This is a genomic window from Sphingomonas antarctica (genome assembly GCF_965137005.1).
Lineage (GTDB): Bacteria > Pseudomonadota > Alphaproteobacteria > Sphingomonadales > Sphingomonadaceae > Sphingomonas_O > Sphingomonas_O antarctica.
In genome coordinates, this window is sequence record NZ_CBCRXM010000012.1 from 16,107 (window position 1) to 34,781 (window position 18,675).

Genomic DNA, 18,675 nt, shown 5'->3' on the forward strand with positions numbered 1-18,675 from the left:
CTTAGAACTTCAGCGTGGCATCCACGCCAAAGGTGCGCGGCGTATTGAAGTTGCCATAGTCGCCGAGGATGTTGTTGTTGTTGCCGATGGCGACGATGTTCGGCACGCCCGCGGCCTGCGCCACCTGCACGGCGGGCAGGCTGTTCGACGGGTCGCGGCGATAGACATATTGTTCGTTGAACAGGTTGCGCGACCATACGCTGACCGTAATTTTCTGTCCGCCATTGCCCAGCCCGATATCGGCCAGCGAGATGCGTCCGTTGACGATGAACGACGAGTCGGCCTTGGTCGCGAACTGGTCGAACGTCTGGGTCGCCTGGCCGTAATTGGCGTCGAGATGGAACCGCAGCTTCGCATCGCCGAAGGCCCGCAGATCGTAATCGATCGCACCGCTCGCGGCATTGCGCGGGGTGAACACGATGTAGAATTTCTGCAGCGCCGTCGTCGATTGCGCGGCGGTCGGCGTCACTGCGGGGGCGATGATGATGCCCGGCGCGGTGTAGGTCACGCTGATCGGCGGAATGTCGGTATAGGTATAGGCATAGGACGCGGTCAGCTGCAGCCCTTCGAGCGGCCGCAGCGTCAGGTCCGCCTCGATCCCGCGGATCTTGGTGGTGCCGGGCGCATTGAACGTGACCAGATTGTTGAAATTGCCCGTCGCCGTCGGCTGGATGGTCGACAGGTCGACCTGGCTGCCCTTGCGGTTCATGATGTAGCCGGCGAGGTTGAAGCGCGCCTTGTGGTCCCAGAAGTCGGTCTTCACGCCGGCTTCGTACGACTGGACGTGCTCCTGATCGAACGCCTGATAATTGGACGTGCGCGAGCTGGCACCACCGGCGCGATAGCCGCTGGCATATTTCACATAACCGTGGACATCGCGGCTGAAGTCATAAGCGACCGTCGCGGTCGGGTCGAACCGGTTCCAAGTGCGGTTGAGCGGAGTGTAGCCGTTGGCGATGGCGATCGGGGTCAGATTGCCCGCCGCGTCACGATAGGCTGCGTTCCGCGAATAGGTCAGCTCGCCTTCTTTCTTGTCCTTGGTATAACGACCGCCCACCGTGATGTGGAGTTCGTCGGTCGCATTATAGGTCGCCTGGCCATAAGCCGCATAGCTGCGCGAACGGACTTGCGAAGCGCGGTCGACCGAACAACCGCTGACCGCAGTGCCGATGAACTGCGGGCGGGTTTCGGCCGGCGTACAGAACGGGATCGGCGCATAGGTCGCACCGGTGACGACGCCGCCCGTGACGACTGCGGTCGCGCCCAGCGAGTTCGGCGTCGCCGCGTCGTCGCTGACATGCTCGTTGAAATAATAGAGGCCAGCCACGTAATCGACCGCACCGATGCTCCCGACGGCCTGCAGTTCCTGGCTGAACTGACGCTGGCGCAGGTCGGCGAGGCTGTAGCGGCTGAACCCGCAATTGGCGCCAGCACAGGCGGCGGTCAGGTTGACGACGGGGACGCGGTGCGCGCCGCCCGAATTGTCCCACTGCTGCACGTCGACGCCGCGCCAACCGGTGATCGAACGCAGCTCGATCTCGGGCGACAGCTTCCATTTGAGGACGTTCGAGAACCCATGCGTCTTGTCGACGCTGTTCTGCTGCGGCACGCCGAGGTCGGCGGTGCGCTGGAGCGAGTTGCCGTTGACGACGACACCGGGAAGCAGCGGCTTGACCGTGCCCTGCGTGCCCGTGAAGGCCGTGCCGGGCGTAACGCACGTGCTGCCCGCCGGGATCGCCAGCGGCGCGGCATTGGTGCCGCCGCTCAGGCAGTTGTTCGGGTTGTAGTTGAGCAGCTGGCTATAGAACGGCGTGTTCTCGTCCTTCGCCACGTCATAGGCGAAATCGTCGGTGATGTTGCTCGTCGGCTGCCACCGCACGGCGGCGCGGCCGCCCTTGCGGTTGTAAAAGCCCCAGCCCTGCTGGCCCGCGAGCGGATTTTTCGTCGTCGGGTCCTGATGCTGGTAAACGCCGTCCAGCTTGATGCTGAACCCGGCGAACTCGGGCAGGTCGACATGGCCGTTGACGTTGCGCGAGCCGAGATTGCCGATGCCGCCCGAAAGCGAGCCGCCGAATTCACCCGTCGGCGCGCGCGTGACGATGCTCAGCGCGCCGCCTTCGGTGTTGCGACCGAACAGCGTGCCCTGCGGACCCTTCAGGACCTCGATGCGCTCGACATCGAACAGGCCGGCATTGAGCCCGTGCTGGCGACCGAGGTAGATGCCGTCGATATAGATGCCGACGCCTTGTTCGCGCGCGGGCTGGTTGGCGTCGAGCGGTACGATGCCGCGAATACCGATGGTCAGCGCCGACTGGCGCGCCTCGAAGGTCGCGATGCGCAGGCTCGGCACGCCGCCATCCTGCAGATCGAGCAGGCTCTGGACGCGACGCTCCTTGAGCGTGTCGGCACCCAGCACCGAGATCGAGATCGGCGTCTTCTGCAAATTCGTTTCGCGCTTCGTCGCCGTGACGACGATTTCCTGGATCTGGCTGCCGTCATCGGCGGGGGCAGCGGCAGGCGCTTCGGGAGCAGCAGCAGCAGCGGGCGCATCGGCAGCAAAGGCAGGCGCGCTGAACAAGACGGCGCTCGCCAGCAAGGCGATACGAAGGCGCGAACGGTCGGTCATCATGGTCCCCAGATATGCCGTGACCCGATTCGGCCCGGCTCGGTAGGGACGCCGCTAGGCGAGGTTTGTGACAGCCCCCGGACTCCGCGGTTGCGGTTCCATGACACGGCCATGACAAATCGATGACATTGGGGATCAGGCGAGCAGGATCGCGGCCCCCAGCGACACCACGAACGACACGATCGTCGACGCCACGACCGGTAACGACGACCGCCAGCCCTGTTCCAGCAACAGGTTGAGCGGCGAACGGATGCCCGTCGACGTCACCGCGATCAACAGCAACGCGGTCGCGAGCCTGGGCACCCCCGACAGCACCATCGGCGGCAGCGCGACGAAGCTGTGCAGCGCGGTCATCGCAAGGAACCCCAGCACGAACCATGGCACCCCGATCCCGGCACCGCGCTTCTCGCCGTCCTTGGGATAGGCCAGCGCGACCAGCGCCAGCGTCGGCGCCAGCAACGCCACGCGCGTCAATTTGACCACCGTCGCGGTTTGCCCCGCCTCCTGCGAATAGCTGTACCCCGCGCCCAGCGACTGCGCCACGTCATGGATCGACGCGCCCATCAGGAACCCCGCCTGCCGGTCGGTCAGATGGAGCATGTGCGCCAGCGCCGGATAGAAACTCATCGCGATCGCACTGGCGGCGGAAACCGACACCAGGACCAGCGTCAATTGCGCCTGGCTCGCCCGCCTCTCGCCCAGCACCGACGACAGCGCCAGCGCCGCCGACGCCCCGCAAATCCCGACCGCGCCGCCCGCCAGCGTCCCGAACGCCGCCCCCATGCCGACGAACCGCGCGGTCAATGTCCCCGTCAGCATCACCACCGCGATCAACGCCGCGATGAACAGAAAGGCCGGCAGCCCCAGGCTCGCAATCTGCGCGAACGTCACCTGCAGCCCGACCAGCACGATGCCCCAGCGCAACAACGTCTTCGACGCAAAGCCCAACCCCGCATGCGTCCGGGTGTCGGCATTCACGAAGTTGAACGCCAACCCGATGAGCAAGCCCATCAGCATGATCGGCGCGCCATAATGTTCGGACAGATAGGCCGCAGCCAGCGACGCCACGCTCGCAATGCCCAGACCCGGCAGATACGCCGTCCAGCGATTGCCCGTGGCCGGCGTCGCATCGAGCAGATCGCCGTAAAGATCGGCAGCGACGGGCAGCGGGCGTGAAACCATGATCGCGCGCTATCGCCCGGTTCAGGTGACGGCAAGCGTCGCGCGGGTTACACAAGCATCATGAACCGCGCTTTCCTGCTGCTCCCGCTCCTCGCCACCACCGGCTGCGTCTCGACCGCCAAGTCGATCGTGACCGCCCCGTTCAAGGTTGTCGGCAAGGCCGCCGACTGGGCCACCACCAGCCAGTCCGAAGCCGACCGCAATCGCGGCAAGAAGATTCGCAAAGCGGAGGAGCAGGCCCGCAAGGACTGCAAACGCCAGGCTGACGGCGACATGGCGCGCGAAGAGTGCGTAAAGCAGAAACTGCGCGACGGCGGCCTTTCGTAAGGCAACCATGTTACCCCTGCGCAGGCAGGGGTCCAGTTGAGCTCACCACCAGAGTCTCAGCTTCGATTTGCGAGCTCGTCTAGCCCCTTGCCTGCGCAGGAGCGACATAGTCAGTGATGGCAAAAGTCGTCGTAAAGATCGCGCCAATCGGGATTCAGCTTCCCGATCAGGTTCAGCTTCCAACCACGTTTCCAAGCTTTCATCTGCTTTTCTCGCGCGATCGCATCGTCGATCCTGTCGTGATGCTCGGCGTAGACCAGTCGGATCAGGCCCTATTCCTTACAGAATTCCGACCCCCGGCCTTCGCGATGTTGCTGCACTCGCGCCGCGAGATTTGAGGTGACGCCGACGTACAACGTTCCGCTTGGCTTGTTCGACATGATATAAACGTAGCCGGGCTTCACCCTGTACTCATACCATGTCGCCCCTGCGCAGGCAGGGGCCTAAATAACCTCTCACGCCGAGACGAACCGCAGATGGAGAGTTCATCTGGGCCCCTGCCTGCGCAGGGGCGACATGTGGCATTTTGGAATATGGCATCGGCTGCATGGTGGGCGCGACAGGGATTGAACCTGTGACCCCTCCCGTGTGAAGGGAGTGCTCTACCGCTGAGCTACGCGCCCGCCGAAGCGGAGCCGCGCCAGTAAGGACGCCGCCTCGCCCTGTCTACCCGTTACAACCTACCCGTGACGACCTACCCGTGGCGACCCCGTCGTTACGACTTACCCGTTACAGCTGTCCTTCAAATTCTTGCCGGGGCGAAACTTCGGCTGGCTCGACGCCGCGATCGACATCGGCTCGCCGGTTCTTGGGTTGCGCCCGATTGATGCCTTGCGCTTCGACAGCGAGAAATTGCCGAACCCGACGAGGCGCACTTCGTGGCCGCGCTTCAACTGTTCGGTGATCGTCGCAAACACCGCCTCGACGGCGCGCGCCGCGTCGCCACGCGACAGGGCTGCTTGGTCCGCAACTGTGCCGATCAATTCCTGCTTGTTCATCACTCACCCCTGAGTGCGCGCGGGAATCACCTGCGCGCGGAAGCGACCACTAGGCCGCTTCCGCCAAGGTGAGTCAATGCCGCAATGGCTCCGAAGCGGGACGAACCCCCGTGGGCGGTTCGGCCGCCAGCTCGTCGGCCTCAGTCCATTCGATCGGCGTCAGCGTTTCCGTCAGCGCCAGCGCCAGAACCTCGTCGACATGGCGCACCGGCACGATGTTCAGCCCGTCGAGGATGTTTTTGGGGATTTCCGCCAGATCCTTTTCATTCTCATGCGGGATCAGCACGGTGGTGATGCCGCCACGCAATGCCGCGAGCAGCTTTTCCTTCAGCCCGCCGATCGGCAGCACGCGCCCGCGCAGCGTGACCTCGCCCGTCATCGCGAATTCGCGCTTCACCGGCACGCCGGTCAGGGTCGAGACCATCGCGGTCACCATGCCGATGCCCGCCGACGGCCCGTCCTTGGGCACCGCGCCTTCGGGCAGATGAACGTGGATGTCCTTCTTGGCGAACACGCTCGGCTTGATGCCATATTGCGGCGCGCGCGCTTTCACGAAGCTCAGCGCCGCCTGGATCGATTCGCCCATCACATCGCCCAGCTTGCCGGTCGATTTGACCTGACCCTTGCCGGGCACCGTCACCGCTTCGATCGTCAGCAATTCGCCGCCGACCTCGGTCCACGCCAACCCGGTGACCGCGCCGATCGAGTTTTCTTCCTCGCTCAGCCCGTGACGGTATTTCTGCACCCCGGCGAACTCGTGGATGTTTTCGGGCGTGATCGTGACGCTCGTCGCCTTGCCTTCGAGAATGCGACGCAACGCCTTGCGCGCCAGCTTGGCGATCTCGCGCTCAAGCGTGCGGACACCCGCCTCACGCGTATATTGCTGGATCAGCGCGCGCAGACCTTCGGGGGTCAGCTCGAACTCGTCGGCCTTCAGCCCGTGATCGCCGATGACCTTCGGCAGCAGATGCCGCGTCGCGATCTCGACCTTCTCGTCCTCGGTGTATCCCTCCAGCCGGATGATCTCCATGCGGTCGAGCAGCGGCTGCGGCAGGTTCAGCGTGTTCGCCGTCGTCACGAACATGATGTCCGACAGGTCCAGATCGACCTCGAGGTAATGGTCCTGGAATTTCGAATTCTGTTCGGGGTCGAGCACTTCGAGCAGCGCCGACGCCGGATCGCCGCGGAAATCCTGGCCGAGCTTGTCGATCTCGTCGAGCAGGAACAACGGATTGCTCGTTCCTGCCTTTTTCAAGTTCGACACGATCTTGCCCGGCAGCGAGCCGATATAGGTCCGGCGATGGCCGCGGATTTCCGCCTCGTCGCGCACGCCGCCCAGCGATTGCCGCACGAACTCGCGGCCCGTCGCCTTGGCAATCGATTGGCCGAGACTGGTCTTGCCGACGCCCGGCGGGCCGACGAGGCACAGGATCGGCCCCTTCAGCTTGTTGGTCCGCGCCTGCACCGCGAGATATTCGACGATGCGGTCCTTGACCTTTTCCAGGCCGAAATGATCGTCGTCGAGCACCTTCTGCGCGATCGACAAATCCTTCTTCAGCTTGGATTTCTTGTTCCACGGCAGACCCAGCAGCACGTCGAGATAGTTGCGGATCACTGTCGCCTCGGCGCTCATCGGCGCCATTGACTTGAGCTTCTTCAACTCCGCCGTCGCCTTCGAACGCGCTTCCTTGGACATTTTCAGCGAGGCGATCTTCTGCGTCAGCTCGGCGATTTCGTCGCCATCGCCTTCCTCGCCTTCATTGCCCAACTCGCGCTGGATCGCCTTCAACTGTTCGTTGAGGTAATATTCGCGCTGGGTCTTCTCCATCTGGCGTTTCACGCGGCTGCGGATCTTCTTCTCGACCTGCAGCACGCCCAATTCGCCTTCCATGAAGGCGAACACCATTTCCAGCCGCTTGGCCGGGTCGGCCTCGGTCAGCAGCGCCTGCTTGTCGGCGACCTTGATCGACAGCACCGCGGCGACCGCATCGGCCAGCCGGTTGGCATCGTCGATATCGCCCAATTGCGTCGGGCTGTCCGCCGGCAATTTCTTGTTGAGCTTGGCGTAATTGTCGAACTGGTCGACCACCGACCGCATCAGCGCCGGCGCGTCGGGGTTTTCGGTCGCCTGCGGCTCGACGTCGACCACCTCGGCGGTCATGTGCGTATCGCCCGCGTCGAGCGAAACCAGCGTCGCGCGGCGCTGTCCCTCGACCAGCACGCGCACCGTGCCGTCGGGCAGCTTCAGCATCTGCATCACCGTCGCAATGACACCCAGATCGTACAGATCGTCGCGCGCCGGATCGTCCTGGCCCGGGTCGAGCTGCGCGACCAGGAAGATGTCCTTGTCCGCCGCCATCGCGCTTTCCAGCGCGGCGACCGATTTGTCGCGGCCGACGAACAACGGCACGACCATTTGCGGGAATACGACGATGTCGCGGAGCGGGAGTACGGGGAGAATCTGTGTCATCGAGACGACATATGGGGCGCGCGCCGGTGCGCTGCAACGCCCGCTCGTCGAAGTCACACCGGGCTTATTCGGCCTCGATATTTTGAGCCGCTTGCAACCACAACCGCATCGTCTCCGCCGCGGAATCGGACAAGGTGACATAGACCGTGCGCTTGTCGTGACGGTGCGGGACGCGCTGGACGTGCCCGTTCTTGGTCAGGATCGTCAGGCGGCGCAACGCGGTCGTCGGCGGCGCCGATGTCGCGAGGCACGCTTCGCCGACCGTCAGCATCGCGCCCCGCGCGCGGTGAATGAACAATGTCAGCAACAGGTCGATCGACGGATCGTTGGCAACCTGTCCGGCAAACATGGCCTCGATCTGACGGCGCAATTTGACGATCGCACTCGCCTGTCGCGCCAGCGCGACGTCGCCGTACCCTCGCTCCCCGCCTATCGGTTGCTCGCCGGTTGGCAGCCGCTCCAGCAACCGGCGAATCTGCGTCAGTTCGTCAGCGGAGAATTGCTGTCCGTCAGGGGTATTCGTCGCAAACACCGGATGATCGCCATAGTTCATGTCAGCCGCCTCCCGCTTTCACTGACTGTCGCCGTCACTACGCACAAAGATCGTTAACAGATCGTCAATTTTTTGGACCCAAATGCGGTTGATCGATCCGTTCGACATCGCCGATGAACGCCGCCCAGGGTCCGCCCGGCTGCCAGACACTGTCCATCAACCGCCGCGCTTCGGTCTCGCTCGCGCCCCGATCCTGCAACCAACGATACACAAAAGCCGTCACGCGCATGTTCATGATGCAATGGACATGCACCGGTTCGCCCTGCGTTGCCAGCATGGCGTCCGTGAACTCGCGGTAATGGTTCTCGTCCGGCGCATCGAACGGCACGGGGATGTGAACATAGCGCATGCCCGCCGCCGCGACGCTTGCCGCTTCGTCGGGCAGCGCACGTTCGTGGTCGTGCAGCCCCAAATTGATCACCGTCGTCACGCCCGCATCGGCAAGCGCCCCAATCTGCTCCTCGGACGGCTGGCCCGACGTCGTCACCGACGCGTCGAGCCGCCGAAAATTGAAGATAGCGTCGATCAGCTTTGCCACCCGCACGATTGCCCGGCATTCTGCTTCTTCAGCCACGCGCTGAGCGGCGCGAAGTAGTTGAGCATCGCCTTGCCGCTCATCTCGCGGCTACCGGTGAAGGCTTGCAACGCATCGGGCCACGGCTTGGACTGGCCCATCGCCAGCATCTCGTGGAATTTCGCGCCGACCGCCTTGTTGTTGTAGAACGAACAGCGGTGCAGCGGCCCCTTCCACCCCGCCTGACGGCACGCCGCCTCATAAAATTGGAACTGCAGCAACCGCGCGAGGAAATAGCGCGTGTAGGGCGTGTTGCCCGGCACATGGAACTTGGCACCCGGATCGAAATCCGCCTCGCTCCGCGCGACCGGCGGCACGATGCCCTGATATTGCAACCGCAGATCGGTCCAGCCCTTGTTGTAATTGGCCGGCGTGATCTGCCCGGAGAACACACCCCAGCGCCATTTGTCGACGATCAACCCGAACGGCAGGAACGCCACCTTGTCCATCGCCTGGCGCAGCAACAGCCCGATATCCTTATCCGCGCTCGGCACCTTCGACGCATCGAGCAAGCCGATATCGACCAGATATTGCGGCGTGATCGAAAGTGCGATGGTGTCCCCGATCGCCTCGTGGAAGCCGTCATTCGCGCCGTTCTGATAAAGATACGGCTGCTTGTTATAGGCCCGCTGATAGTAGTTATGGCCCAGCTCGTGATGGATCGTGGTGAAGTCGTCCGAATTCACCTTGATGCACATCTTCACCCGCACGTCATCGACCGTGTCGATGTCCCACGCGCTGGCATGGCACACCACTTCGCGGTCGGCGGGCTTGGTGAATTGCGACCGGTCCCAGAACGTCTGCGGCGGCTTGTCATAGCCTAGCGACGAATAGAAATTGACCCCGCCCTCGACCATTTTCTTGGCGTCATAGCCCTTGGCCGTCAGCAGCTCGCCGGTGTCGAAGCCCAGATCGCCCGCGCCCGCCGGAGCGACCAAATCATAGATATTGCCCCATTCTTGCGCCCACATATTGCCCAGCAGGTCAGCACGGATTGGGCCGGTCTTCTTCTGCACCGCGTCACCGTATTTCGCATTCAACTTGGCGCGCGTGTAGCAATGCAACTGGTCGTACAGCGGCTTCACCTCCGCCCATAATTTGTCGGTCAGCGCCGCGAACTGGTCGGGCGTCATGTCGTATCCCGCGCGCCACATCGCGCCGGTATCGGCATAGCCCAGTTCCTTCGCGCCCTGATTGGCGATCTCGACCATGCGCACGTAATCCGCGCGCATCGGGCGACCGACATTCTGGTGCCAGCTGGTCCACATTTCGGACAATTCGGCCGGATTGCGGTCCTTGCCCATCGCCGCTTCGATGTCCGAACCATTGATCGGCTTGCCATTCAGCGTGCCCTTGCCCTTGCCATAGGTCGATTGCAGCCGCGCCTTGAGCACCGACAGCTCGTCGCCCAGCTTCGGGTCGGCGGGCGACGCCAATGTGATGCTGTTGCGCAGCAGGTCGAGCTTGCGCCGCGTATCGAACGACAGGCCCGGGGTCTCGTTATACTTCGCCGCACCCGTCGCCAGCCGCACCTGCAGCGCGGTGAAGTCCGCATCGAACTTCGCCGCGATCGCATCGGTATCGTCGGTGATGTAGGTATTGTTGATCCAGCTCGACTGGCCCGCCTGAATGTACAGCGGCTTCAATTCCTGCTCGGCCTGCGCGACAAAGGCATCGGCCTCGGCAGCGGTCGGGGCAGCGGCAATGGCGGGCGTGGCAAAGGCGAGCGCGATGGCCACCGCGCCCAGCGATACGAACGATTTCATGGCAGTCCTCTCCTGAACCTCACGCCCGCGACACTGGCGTCCGTGGCGGGCGAGTCAAGCGGCGAGGAAGTCCGCCATGGCGGTGCCCAGTTCAGCCTTGGTCACCGCGCTCATATGCCCACCCGGCGTCTCGACGAGTTGCCCGCGCGGAAGCAATTCCGCCAGCGCGGTCGTCGAGCCATTGTCCTGATCCTCGCGCCCCGACAGCACCAGTACCGGCATATCGATTGCGGCAATCTCCGCCTCGCTCGTATCGACGAAACTGTCGAGCAACAGCCTCAGCGCCACCGGATCGCCCTTGGTGGTTTTGAGGAACGCCTCGGCATTCCACTCCGGCGTGAACTTCTCGAACGTCCCGAGATTGTCGAGGATGCGCTTGAAGTGCGCCGACCGTTTGCCCGTCTCGGTCAACCCGCTGAGCCCCATGCCAGACACGATCGCCTTGCCCGGTCTGGCTCCGCGCGCCAGCATCCGCACCGTCGTCCGCCCCCCGAGCGAGTAACCGCCCAGATCATAATCGCTCAGCCCAAGCTGCGCGAGCAGCGCGAAGCCGTCATCCGCCAAAACATCGAGCGGATAAGCGCTCGCCTCATGCGGCCTGGCGCTCGATCCATGCGCGCGCAGGTCGGGCATGATCACGCGAAACCCCTTGGCTGCAACCGCCGCCGCATGCCCGTACCGGACCCAGTTGGTCTGCGCGTCCGAGAAGAACCCGTGGAGTAAAACGACCGGCCGCCCCTCTCCAATCTCGCGCCAAGCCAGTTCCGCGCCGTCGAAACTGCGAAATTTATAGACCGGCAGCTCAGCTGGGCCAGACGTCGCCGTCATCGCGACCCCGCCAACAATGCAAAGAACTCCGCAGGCGGCGCCGCCTCACCCCAAGCCGGCGCGCCCTCCGGCAACGCAAACCAGCGCTGCCGGAAATCGGTGTAGATATGCGCGACGCAATCAAGCTCTTCGGACCGGTCGAGCGTCCCCGCCCGCACCACCGCCACGCCCGGCCGCCGCGTATTGGTGTTGTACAACCGCGTATGACACGTCGCGCAAAACCGCTGCACCGAAGTCCGGTCGCCGGTGACGATCTCATACGTCTCGACCGGCCCCGTCACGTCGAGCGCACTCTCAGTTACAATCACCTGCTGGCTGAACGCGCTCCCCGAATAGCGCTGGCAGATATGGCAATGGCAAGCATAGCTCGGCGGCAAGACATCCACCGCAATCGCATAACGTACCGCGCCGCACCGGCATTGCCCGCGGATCATCGCGGTTCCTTCACGAACAAGGCCGCGCCCAGCGATCCCACGAAGGCACCCGCCATGTCCTTTTGGCTGTCAAAAGGATCGCACTGCTGGCCGTTATATGCCTCGGCGGAAACGGGGTCCATGAACACCGCCAGCAGCCATTCGAAAATTTCGTACAGCGCTCCGATCGCGAGCACGACCGTAACCGCGCCGACAATTGCTGCCCAGCCCGACATTCTGCAGTAACGCCGCAGCATCTCGGCAAAGGGCGCAGTCAATAGCAGCCCGAACGAAAAATGGACCAGCCGGTCAAACATGTTGCGCTGGAAACCGAACGTTGCGTTGATATCTAACCCGATTGCCCGGCCCCAATCTGCATAGGGCACATTGCTGTAAGTCCAACGAGCCGCAAACAGATGCAACAAGAGGAACAGGCAGATCCCCGCAACTGCGCCATTCGATAAAGGCCAGCGCTTCAATCCGGTGAAGGCCCACCAACCGAGAAACACGATCACTGGTCCGACCTGCAGCCAAGTGTTGCCCGGATAGCTCGCGCCCCACGCGCTCAGTGACGCGGCACACAAGACCGCCGCCAACCAGCGGCGCTGGACCGGGAGGATAGCGATCACGCCGCCTTCTTGAGCGCCCGCCGCCCGAGCAATTCGGCAATCTGCACCGCGTTGAGCGCCGCGCCCTTGCGGAGGTTGTCCGACACGCACCACAGGCTCAACCCGCTATCGACCGTCGGGTCTTCACGCACGCGGCTGATGAACGTCGCATAATCGCCGACGCATTCGACGGGGGTGACGTAGCCGCCATCCTCATGCTTATCGATCAGCATCACGCCCGGTGATTCACGCAGGATCGACTTGGCCTTGGCCGCCGAAATCTCGTTCTCGAATTCGATGTTGATCGCTTCCGAATGCCCGACGAACACCGGCACGCGCACGCACGTCGCGGTGATCTTGATCTTGGGGTCGAGGATCTTCTTGGTCTCGACGACCATCTTCCATTCTTCCTTGGTCGATCCGTCGTCGAGGAAGTCGTCGATGTGCGGGATCACGTTGAACGCGATCTGCTTGGTGAATTTATGCGGCACCGCCGGATCGCCGACGAAGATGTTGCGGCTCTGCTCGAACAGTTCGTCCATTCCCGCTTTGCCGGCACCGGACACCGATTGGTACGTTGCGACGACGACGCGCTTGATCTTGGCGTAATCATGCAGCGGCTTGAGCGCGACGACCATCTGCGCCGTCGAGCAGTTCGGATTGGCGATGATGTTTTTCTTGCGATAGCCGTCGATCGCCTCCGGATTCACCTCCGGCACGATCAACGGCACATCGGGGTCCATCCGGTACAGCGACGCATTGTCGATTACCGTGCAACCGGCGGCGGCGAACCGGGGAGCATGCGCCGCCGAACCCGCGCTGCCGATCGCGAAGATCGCCATGTCCCAGCCCGCGGGATCGAAATTCTCGATATTCTGGACCTTGAGCATCCGCCCGCTTTCGCCATATTCGACCTCGTCGCCCTGGCTGCGCGACGTCGCCAGCGCGGCGATTTCGTCGGCGGGGAATTCTCGCTCGGCGAGGATGTTGAGGACCTCGCGCCCGACACTGCCCGTCGCGCCCGCGACCGCGATCCGATAACCCATGCTTGCTCTCCGAATGACGCGCTGCCGCATAGCGCCGTCGACGAATATGGCCAACGCTTAAGGCGTGACAAACTGCTCGGGATATTCCCAGCGCCACGGCGCGCCTGTTTCGCCCAGGATGTGATTGACCAGTTCGGGAAACAGCGGCTCCGCGCGCACGTCGTTGCCCAACAGCACGACGCATCGCCGCCCGCGCTTCACGCAAACCATCGTGTTGCCGGTCATGTCGTCATGCCCGCCTTTGTAGAATCCCGCACCCTGCGGTCCTGAAAACGTGACGACGCCAAGCCCCGCCGACAGCCCCCTGAACCGCTTTTCGGGAGGCGCATCGTCCTGCAACGTCGGAAATTGCGACACGCTCGTAATCGGCCGTTGCGGACGGGTCATGTCGTCGAAGGTGGCGCGGTTGAGACCTGTCCCGCTGACCAGCGCGGCGGCGAACCGGCCCATATCCTCGATCGTCGTGTCCATCGATCCGGCGATGCGGACGCGTTTGCGCGGGGTGTGCTGAAACGCCTCACCTTTCGCATCCCACGCCTGCGCGGCGCGGTCCGCCCAGGCCGGCTGCCAATCCATCGCGCTGCTGGTCATCCCCAGCGGCCCAAAGGTTAGCCGGTCGGCCTCGATGCCGACCGAATGCCCCAACTTCTGCTCGATCGCGAACTGGAGCAACAGCAGCCCCTCGCCCGAATAGGCATAGCGCGTGCCCGGCTCGAAATGGAATTTGAGTTTCTGGTCGGGCTCGAGAAATGCGAAGTTCGCAAAGCCCGTCGCATGCGTCAGCGTGATGCGCGGCGTCAGCTTGCGCCAGCGCTCATCGCCCGCGAGGTCGCCCCAATTGCCCATTCCGTGCGGCAAATTGCCATAGTCTGGCAGCGGCTTGGGCAGCATCGCGGCAAAACTCTGATCAAGGTCGACCTTCCCTTCAGCCACCAGGCGCATGACCGTGTAGGCGAACACGGTCTTGCACAGCGATGCAGCGTACACCACGCTGTCGGTCTTCAGCGCACTCCCTTGGGCGGTACGCAGCCCATAAGCGCGGGTCAGCACGACCTTGCCATCCTCGACGACCGCCAGCGCGAGGCCCTGCGCGCCGGTTCGGGTCATGCCGACATGGACCGCCGCATCGATGTCGGCCGCGCGTGCCGGAGTCATCGATTTGGCACTCGCCACGCTAGCGATCATCGCGGCCAATCCGCCCAGCAGCACCCTGAACAATGGTCTAAGCCGGGTTACCGCTCGCATCCAACGGCACGGCGTCGAACGCCACGGTCAGACGCTTGGCCTCGCTGTCGAACGGCAATGTCCCGTGCCAGAAATAGCTCGGGAACAGCACCAGCATGCCGGGCTGTGGCCGGACGATCCGCCGCGGCTTGAGGTCAAGCTTGAGCGCGGCGTCGGGCACCCCGAATGCCAGCGCACCGGCGTCGCTCGTGCCGCCGACTTCGGGCGGCAGGTCGATATAGCAGGCGCTGCTCAACCAGCCCTGCGGGTGGATGTGGCTGATGTGAAATCCCTCGCTCGCCAGCCGCACCGACCACGATCCCTGAAATTTCAGGCTGCCGGTCAGCCGGCCGAGAAAGGGATGGATCGGATCGGGCTGGAGGATCGCCATCGCCGCGGCGATCGCCCGTTCGATGGCACCGCGCAGTTCGACGATCGCCGGCTCGTTACGGTCGAACAGATTGCCGCGCGTCTGCGTACCGCCACGCAGCGACTGATCCGCCGGATGCGCACGCGTGACGTGCATCCCCGTCAGCGCGTCACGCGCCGCGCCCAGATCGACGCCCTCGAGCATCAACGGGATGATCATCCGGTCGTAGTCCGCCAGCCAACGTTCGCGATTCTCGTCCTTCTGCAACCGCCAGATCACGGTCAGCAGCGCCCAGCCCGACTGGTCGAGCGGGGCGAGTTTCGTCGCCTCCATCGCCGCCGCTTCGGCCAGCTTCAAATCACCTTTTTTCAGCGCGACATGCGCTAGCGCGAGTTGTGCCGGAGCATAGTCCTCCGCAAACGCCGCCGCCTTCATCGCTTCGTCGAACGCCTCGTCGTCGCGGTCCAGCGCCGACAGCGCATTGGCCGCGAACACGTCGATCATCGCGTCGTGTCCGAACCGCTTATCGGCCGCGCGCGCCCATTCGAGCAATTGCTCATGTTCGCCCAGCACCCGCGCGGTCGCCATCGCCGAAACCCATAACACGCCGATGTCCGGCGCGGCCTTCAGCGCGGCGCGGAAACTGTCGAGCGCCTCGCTCCCCCGCCCCATTTGCGGCAGCAGCTTGGCGAGTGTCTCATGCGCGTCGACCTGCCCCGGGAAATCTTTCAGCACGCGGCGATATTCGGTCACCGCATCGTCGAACCGGCCGAGGTCGGCGAGAACGTGCGCGCGTACGCTGAGGGTTTCTGGTGCGCGCAAGCCGCGTTTCATGCCTTCTTCCAGCGCGCTCAACGCGGCGGTGTGATTGCCCGCCACACGCCATTCTACGCCCAGATTGTGCCAGCTCGCCAGGTCGTTGGAATTGACGCGCAAATGCTGTTGCAGGCGCGTAATTTCCGCCGGATCGCTCATTTCGCGTCCTTCACATTGCGGTCGAGGAAATCCTCGATCGTCCGCCACAAATGCACCGACACCGGCCCGCCGACGCGGTGGGTGTAGCCGGGGTAGAACATCATCTCGAACCGCGTCCCCGCCTTTTGCATCGCGCTGACCGCAGCCAGAGAATTGTCGAGGAACACGTTGTCGTCCGAAATGCCGTGGATCAGGAGCAAGGGATCGGTGATCTTCGCGGCGTCGGTTACCGCCGCCGAACCGGCATAGCTGGCTTTGTCGGTGTTCGGATCACCCAGATAGCGTTCGGTGTAATGCGTGTCATACAGCCGCCAGTCGGTCACCGGCGCCCCCGCCACCGCCGCCGCGTAAACGCCCGGCGTCTTTTCCAGCATCTTGAACGACATGTAGCCGCCCTACGACCAGCCATAGATCGCGATTTTCTTGCCATCGACGAACGGCAGCGACTTCAGATAGTTCGCGCCTGCCAGCTGGTCGGCCACCTCGACGCTGCCCATCGCATGCCAGATCTGGTTTTCGAACGCGGTGCCGCGGTTGAACGAGCCACGATTGTCGATCTGGAAGAAGATCCAACCCTGCGACACCAGATACTGCGTCAAGGCGCCGCCCCAGCCGTGCGTCACCGTTTGCGGCGTGCCGGGTCCGCCATAATGCTGAAAGAATACCGGGTAACGCTTGCCGGGCTCCATCACGGGCGTGATCATTTCCCAATAGAGATCGCTGCCGTCGGCCGCCTTGATCGACCCGAATTCGGTCGGGCGATGCGCCGCGACGAACGGCGCATAGGGATGCCCCGGAACGGTCACCGAATTCTCGTTGATCCACGAGATGCGCTTGCCCGTCGTGTCGGCGAGATAAACCTGTGTCGGCTGGTTGGTGTTGCTGCGCGACACGATCAGCCGCGTCGCCGCGCCGTCCATCGTCGCGCCATTGGCCCAGCCGCGCTCGGTCAGCCGCGTCACCGCCTTGGGGTTGGTCAAATCAAGTGCGTACACGTGCTTTTCGAGAACATCATCCTTGAGGCCGGCAAAATACACGCGGCCCTTCGCCTGATCGACGCCGACCAGATCGGTCACGACCCACGGCCCGCTGGTCAACTGCGTCCATTTCTTGCCGTCGAGCAGGTACAGATGCCGGTACCCGCTGCGCTCCGACGACCATAACAGCCGTCCGTCGCGCAGCAGGCGATAGGCGTCGCTCAGATTGAGCCAGCTCTTCGGCCCAGCCGTTTCGCTGAACCAGATTGAGCTCTTGCCCGTCGCCGGATCGACCTTGAGCACATCCAGCCGTCGCTGATCGCGCGTCTCGCGCTGAACGATCAGGGTCATGCCGTCGGGCGTCCAGTCGACCCGTGCCAGATACATATCGGGATCGTGGCCCAAATCGACCTTGACCTGCCCACTGCCATCCGCGCGCATCACATAGAGTTCGACCAGCGCATTGGGCGTACCCGCCGCCGGATAGCGTTGCTGATACGTCGTCGTCCCGGATGCGCCGATCGCCGCGCGGGTGAAAATCTTGACCGGGGCTTCGTCGAACCGCTCGACCGCGACATGGGCATCGTCGGGCGACCACCAGAAACCGGTGCGGCGATCGATTTCTTCCTGCGCGACGAACTCCGCCTCGCCCCAATGGACCGTACCCGCGCCGCCTTGCGTCAACTGCCGCGCCGCGCCGCCAGCCAAGGGCATCGCCCATAAATTCTGGTCGCGCACGAAACTGATAAAGCCGCCGCGCGGTGTGATCGCGGGATTGAGCGCATCGCGCGTCCCGTCGAGCTTGCGCGCCGACCCGTCGCGCCCCGCGACATACAGCTCGCCGTCGATCGGGATCAGCAACTGCGTGCCGTCCGGCGACCAGTCGTAACTGACGATCCCGGTTTTGCCGGTCAGCGAACGGTCGCGCTCGCGCTGCATCTTGGCGGCTTCGCTGAGTTCCGCGCCGCTGCCGACCTTCTTCGAATCGACCAGCATCCGGCTTTGCCCGGTCTGTGTGTCGAGCGCCCACAAATCGAACCGTTCCTTCTCGTCGGCGCGGTTGCGCACCGAGGTCAGGAGCGTGCCATCGGGCGACAGCCTGAGCGATTGCGGCTGCGTTCCATTGAGGCCGGGATCGCCGAACACGCGCTCGAGCGTCAGCTTTTGCGGCGCGTCGGCCGCCATGCCGCTACCGCCCATCGCCACCGTACCGATCACCGCCGCACATGCCAGCCATTTGCCCATCAACCGCCTCCGTTGCCGCCGCTATCGACGCGCCTCGGCACGCGCGCAACGAAAAAGGGGCGCGGAAACGGCTGGTCCCACGCCCCTTTTTTTGAACTCGCTGGAGGACTCAGCCCTTGGCCGTGTCGCCACGCGTGTCGCGACGTTCGGCGATACGCGCCGATTTGCCGCGACGACCGCGCAGATAATAGAGCTTGGCGCGACGCACCGCGCCCTTGCGGACGACTTCGATGCTGTCGATGTTCGGCGAATAAAGCGGGAAGACGCGCTCCACGCCTTCGCCGAACGAGATCTTGCGGACGGTGAAGTTGCTGCCCATGCCCTTGTTCGACCGCGCGATGCACACGCCTTCATACGCCTGGACGCGGGTGCGCTCGCCTTCGACGACGCGGACGCCGACTTTCAGCGTGTCACCGGGACGGAATTCGGGAATGGCCCGCTTGGCGGACAGGACGGCGATGTTTTCCGCCTCGATCGTCTGGATGAGGTTCAT

The 18,675-nt window shown here is 63.8% G+C and carries 15 protein-coding genes, 1 tRNA gene and 2 pseudogenes; 1 reads left to right on the forward strand and 17 read right to left on the reverse strand.

All coding sequences use genetic code 11. The features are described from left to right. Position 1: 1 nt before the first annotated feature. Together ACM9ME_RS11720 and ACM9ME_RS11725 are read right to left on the reverse strand one after the other, a co-directional pair. On the reverse strand, positions 2 to 2,626 hold the full coding sequence (locus ACM9ME_RS11720) for a TonB-dependent receptor (RefSeq protein WP_415643646.1): 2,625 nt from the start codon (positions 2,624 to 2,626) through the stop codon (positions 2 to 4). A gap of 135 nt (positions 2,627 to 2,761) precedes the next feature. Further along, complete coding sequence (locus tag ACM9ME_RS11725) at positions 2,762 to 3,808, reverse strand: YeiH family protein (RefSeq protein WP_415643647.1); 1,047 nt, start codon at positions 3,806 to 3,808, stop codon at positions 2,762 to 2,764. A gap of 60 nt (positions 3,809 to 3,868) precedes the next feature. On the opposite strand from ACM9ME_RS11725, the gene ACM9ME_RS11730 reads away from it, so the two are divergent. Beyond that, on the forward strand, positions 3,869 to 4,135 hold the full coding sequence (locus tag ACM9ME_RS11730; protein ID WP_415643648.1) for a hypothetical protein: 267 nt from the start codon (positions 3,869 to 3,871) through the stop codon (positions 4,133 to 4,135). Positions 4,136 to 4,245: 110 nt separating this feature from the next. Here the strand turns inward: ACM9ME_RS11730 and ACM9ME_RS11735 are convergent. The 15 genes and pseudogenes from ACM9ME_RS11735 to rplS all read right to left on the reverse strand — a co-directional run bounded on the left by ACM9ME_RS11735 (position 4,246) and on the right by rplS (position 18,675). Further along, positions 4,246 to 4,515: pseudogene (locus ACM9ME_RS11735) on the reverse strand (GIY-YIG nuclease family protein). A gap of 168 nt (positions 4,516 to 4,683) precedes the next feature. Next, a tRNA-Val gene (locus ACM9ME_RS11740) sits at positions 4,684 to 4,758 on the reverse strand. 99 nt (positions 4,759 to 4,857) lie between these two features. Continuing rightward, positions 4,858 to 5,133, reverse strand: a complete 276-nt coding sequence (locus ACM9ME_RS11745) for an HU family DNA-binding protein (protein WP_415643649.1) — start codon at positions 5,131 to 5,133, stop codon at positions 4,858 to 4,860. A 73-nt stretch (positions 5,134 to 5,206) separates the two neighbouring features. After that, on the reverse strand, positions 5,207 to 7,603 hold the full coding sequence (gene lon / locus ACM9ME_RS11750) for an endopeptidase La (protein ID WP_415643650.1): 2,397 nt from the start codon (positions 7,601 to 7,603) through the stop codon (positions 5,207 to 5,209). A 64-nt stretch (positions 7,604 to 7,667) separates the two neighbouring features. Further along, positions 7,668 to 8,156 carry a hypothetical protein gene (locus tag ACM9ME_RS11755; protein ID WP_415643651.1) on the reverse strand — a complete coding sequence of 163 codons (489 nt, stop codon included), beginning with the start codon at positions 8,154 to 8,156 and terminating at the stop codon, positions 7,668 to 7,670. A 64-nt stretch (positions 8,157 to 8,220) separates the two neighbouring features. Further along, complete coding sequence (locus ACM9ME_RS11760; RefSeq protein ID WP_415643652.1) at positions 8,221 to 8,700, reverse strand: protein tyrosine phosphatase family protein; 480 nt, start codon at positions 8,698 to 8,700, stop codon at positions 8,221 to 8,223. Further along, positions 8,682 to 10,496: a M2 family metallopeptidase gene (locus ACM9ME_RS11765; protein WP_415643653.1), complete on the reverse strand. Its 1,815-nt coding sequence runs from the start codon at positions 10,494 to 10,496 to the stop codon at positions 8,682 to 8,684. The genes ACM9ME_RS11760 and ACM9ME_RS11765 overlap by 19 nt, the downstream gene beginning before the upstream one ends. 54 nt (positions 10,497 to 10,550) lie before the next feature. Next, a complete protein-coding gene (locus ACM9ME_RS11770) occupies positions 10,551 to 11,324 on the reverse strand; it encodes an alpha/beta fold hydrolase (RefSeq protein WP_415643654.1) in 774 nt (257 codons plus the stop codon). After that, positions 11,321 to 11,758, reverse strand: a complete 438-nt coding sequence (locus tag ACM9ME_RS11775) for a GFA family protein (RefSeq protein WP_415643655.1) — start codon at positions 11,756 to 11,758, stop codon at positions 11,321 to 11,323. The genes ACM9ME_RS11770 and ACM9ME_RS11775 overlap by 4 nt, the downstream gene beginning before the upstream one ends. Further along, positions 11,755 to 12,252: a DUF2238 domain-containing protein gene (locus tag ACM9ME_RS11780; RefSeq protein ID WP_415643656.1), complete on the reverse strand. Its 498-nt coding sequence runs from the start codon at positions 12,250 to 12,252 to the stop codon at positions 11,755 to 11,757. Before ACM9ME_RS11780 ends, ACM9ME_RS11775 begins: the two co-directional genes overlap by 4 nt. A 110-nt stretch (positions 12,253 to 12,362) precedes the next feature. Next, entirely contained in the window at positions 12,363 to 13,391 is a 1,029-nt protein-coding gene (locus tag ACM9ME_RS11785; RefSeq protein WP_415643657.1) for an aspartate-semialdehyde dehydrogenase, read from the reverse strand. Positions 13,392 to 13,448: 57 nt separating this feature from the next. Further along, complete coding sequence (locus ACM9ME_RS11790) at positions 13,449 to 14,564, reverse strand: serine hydrolase domain-containing protein (RefSeq protein WP_415643658.1); 1,116 nt, start codon at positions 14,562 to 14,564, stop codon at positions 13,449 to 13,451. A gap of 49 nt (positions 14,565 to 14,613) precedes the next feature. Then, positions 14,614 to 15,960: a putative 2OG-Fe(II) oxygenase gene (locus ACM9ME_RS11795; protein ID WP_415643659.1), complete on the reverse strand. Its 1,347-nt coding sequence runs from the start codon at positions 15,958 to 15,960 to the stop codon at positions 14,614 to 14,616. Beyond that, positions 15,957 to 18,182 (reverse strand): annotated as a pseudogene (locus tag ACM9ME_RS11800) (S9 family peptidase). The gene ACM9ME_RS11795 and the pseudogene ACM9ME_RS11800 overlap by 4 nt, the downstream one beginning before the upstream one ends. A gap of 109 nt (positions 18,183 to 18,291) precedes the next feature. Next, a complete protein-coding gene (gene rplS, locus ACM9ME_RS11805; protein WP_415643660.1) occupies positions 18,292 to 18,675 on the reverse strand; it encodes a 50S ribosomal protein L19 in 384 nt (127 codons plus the stop codon).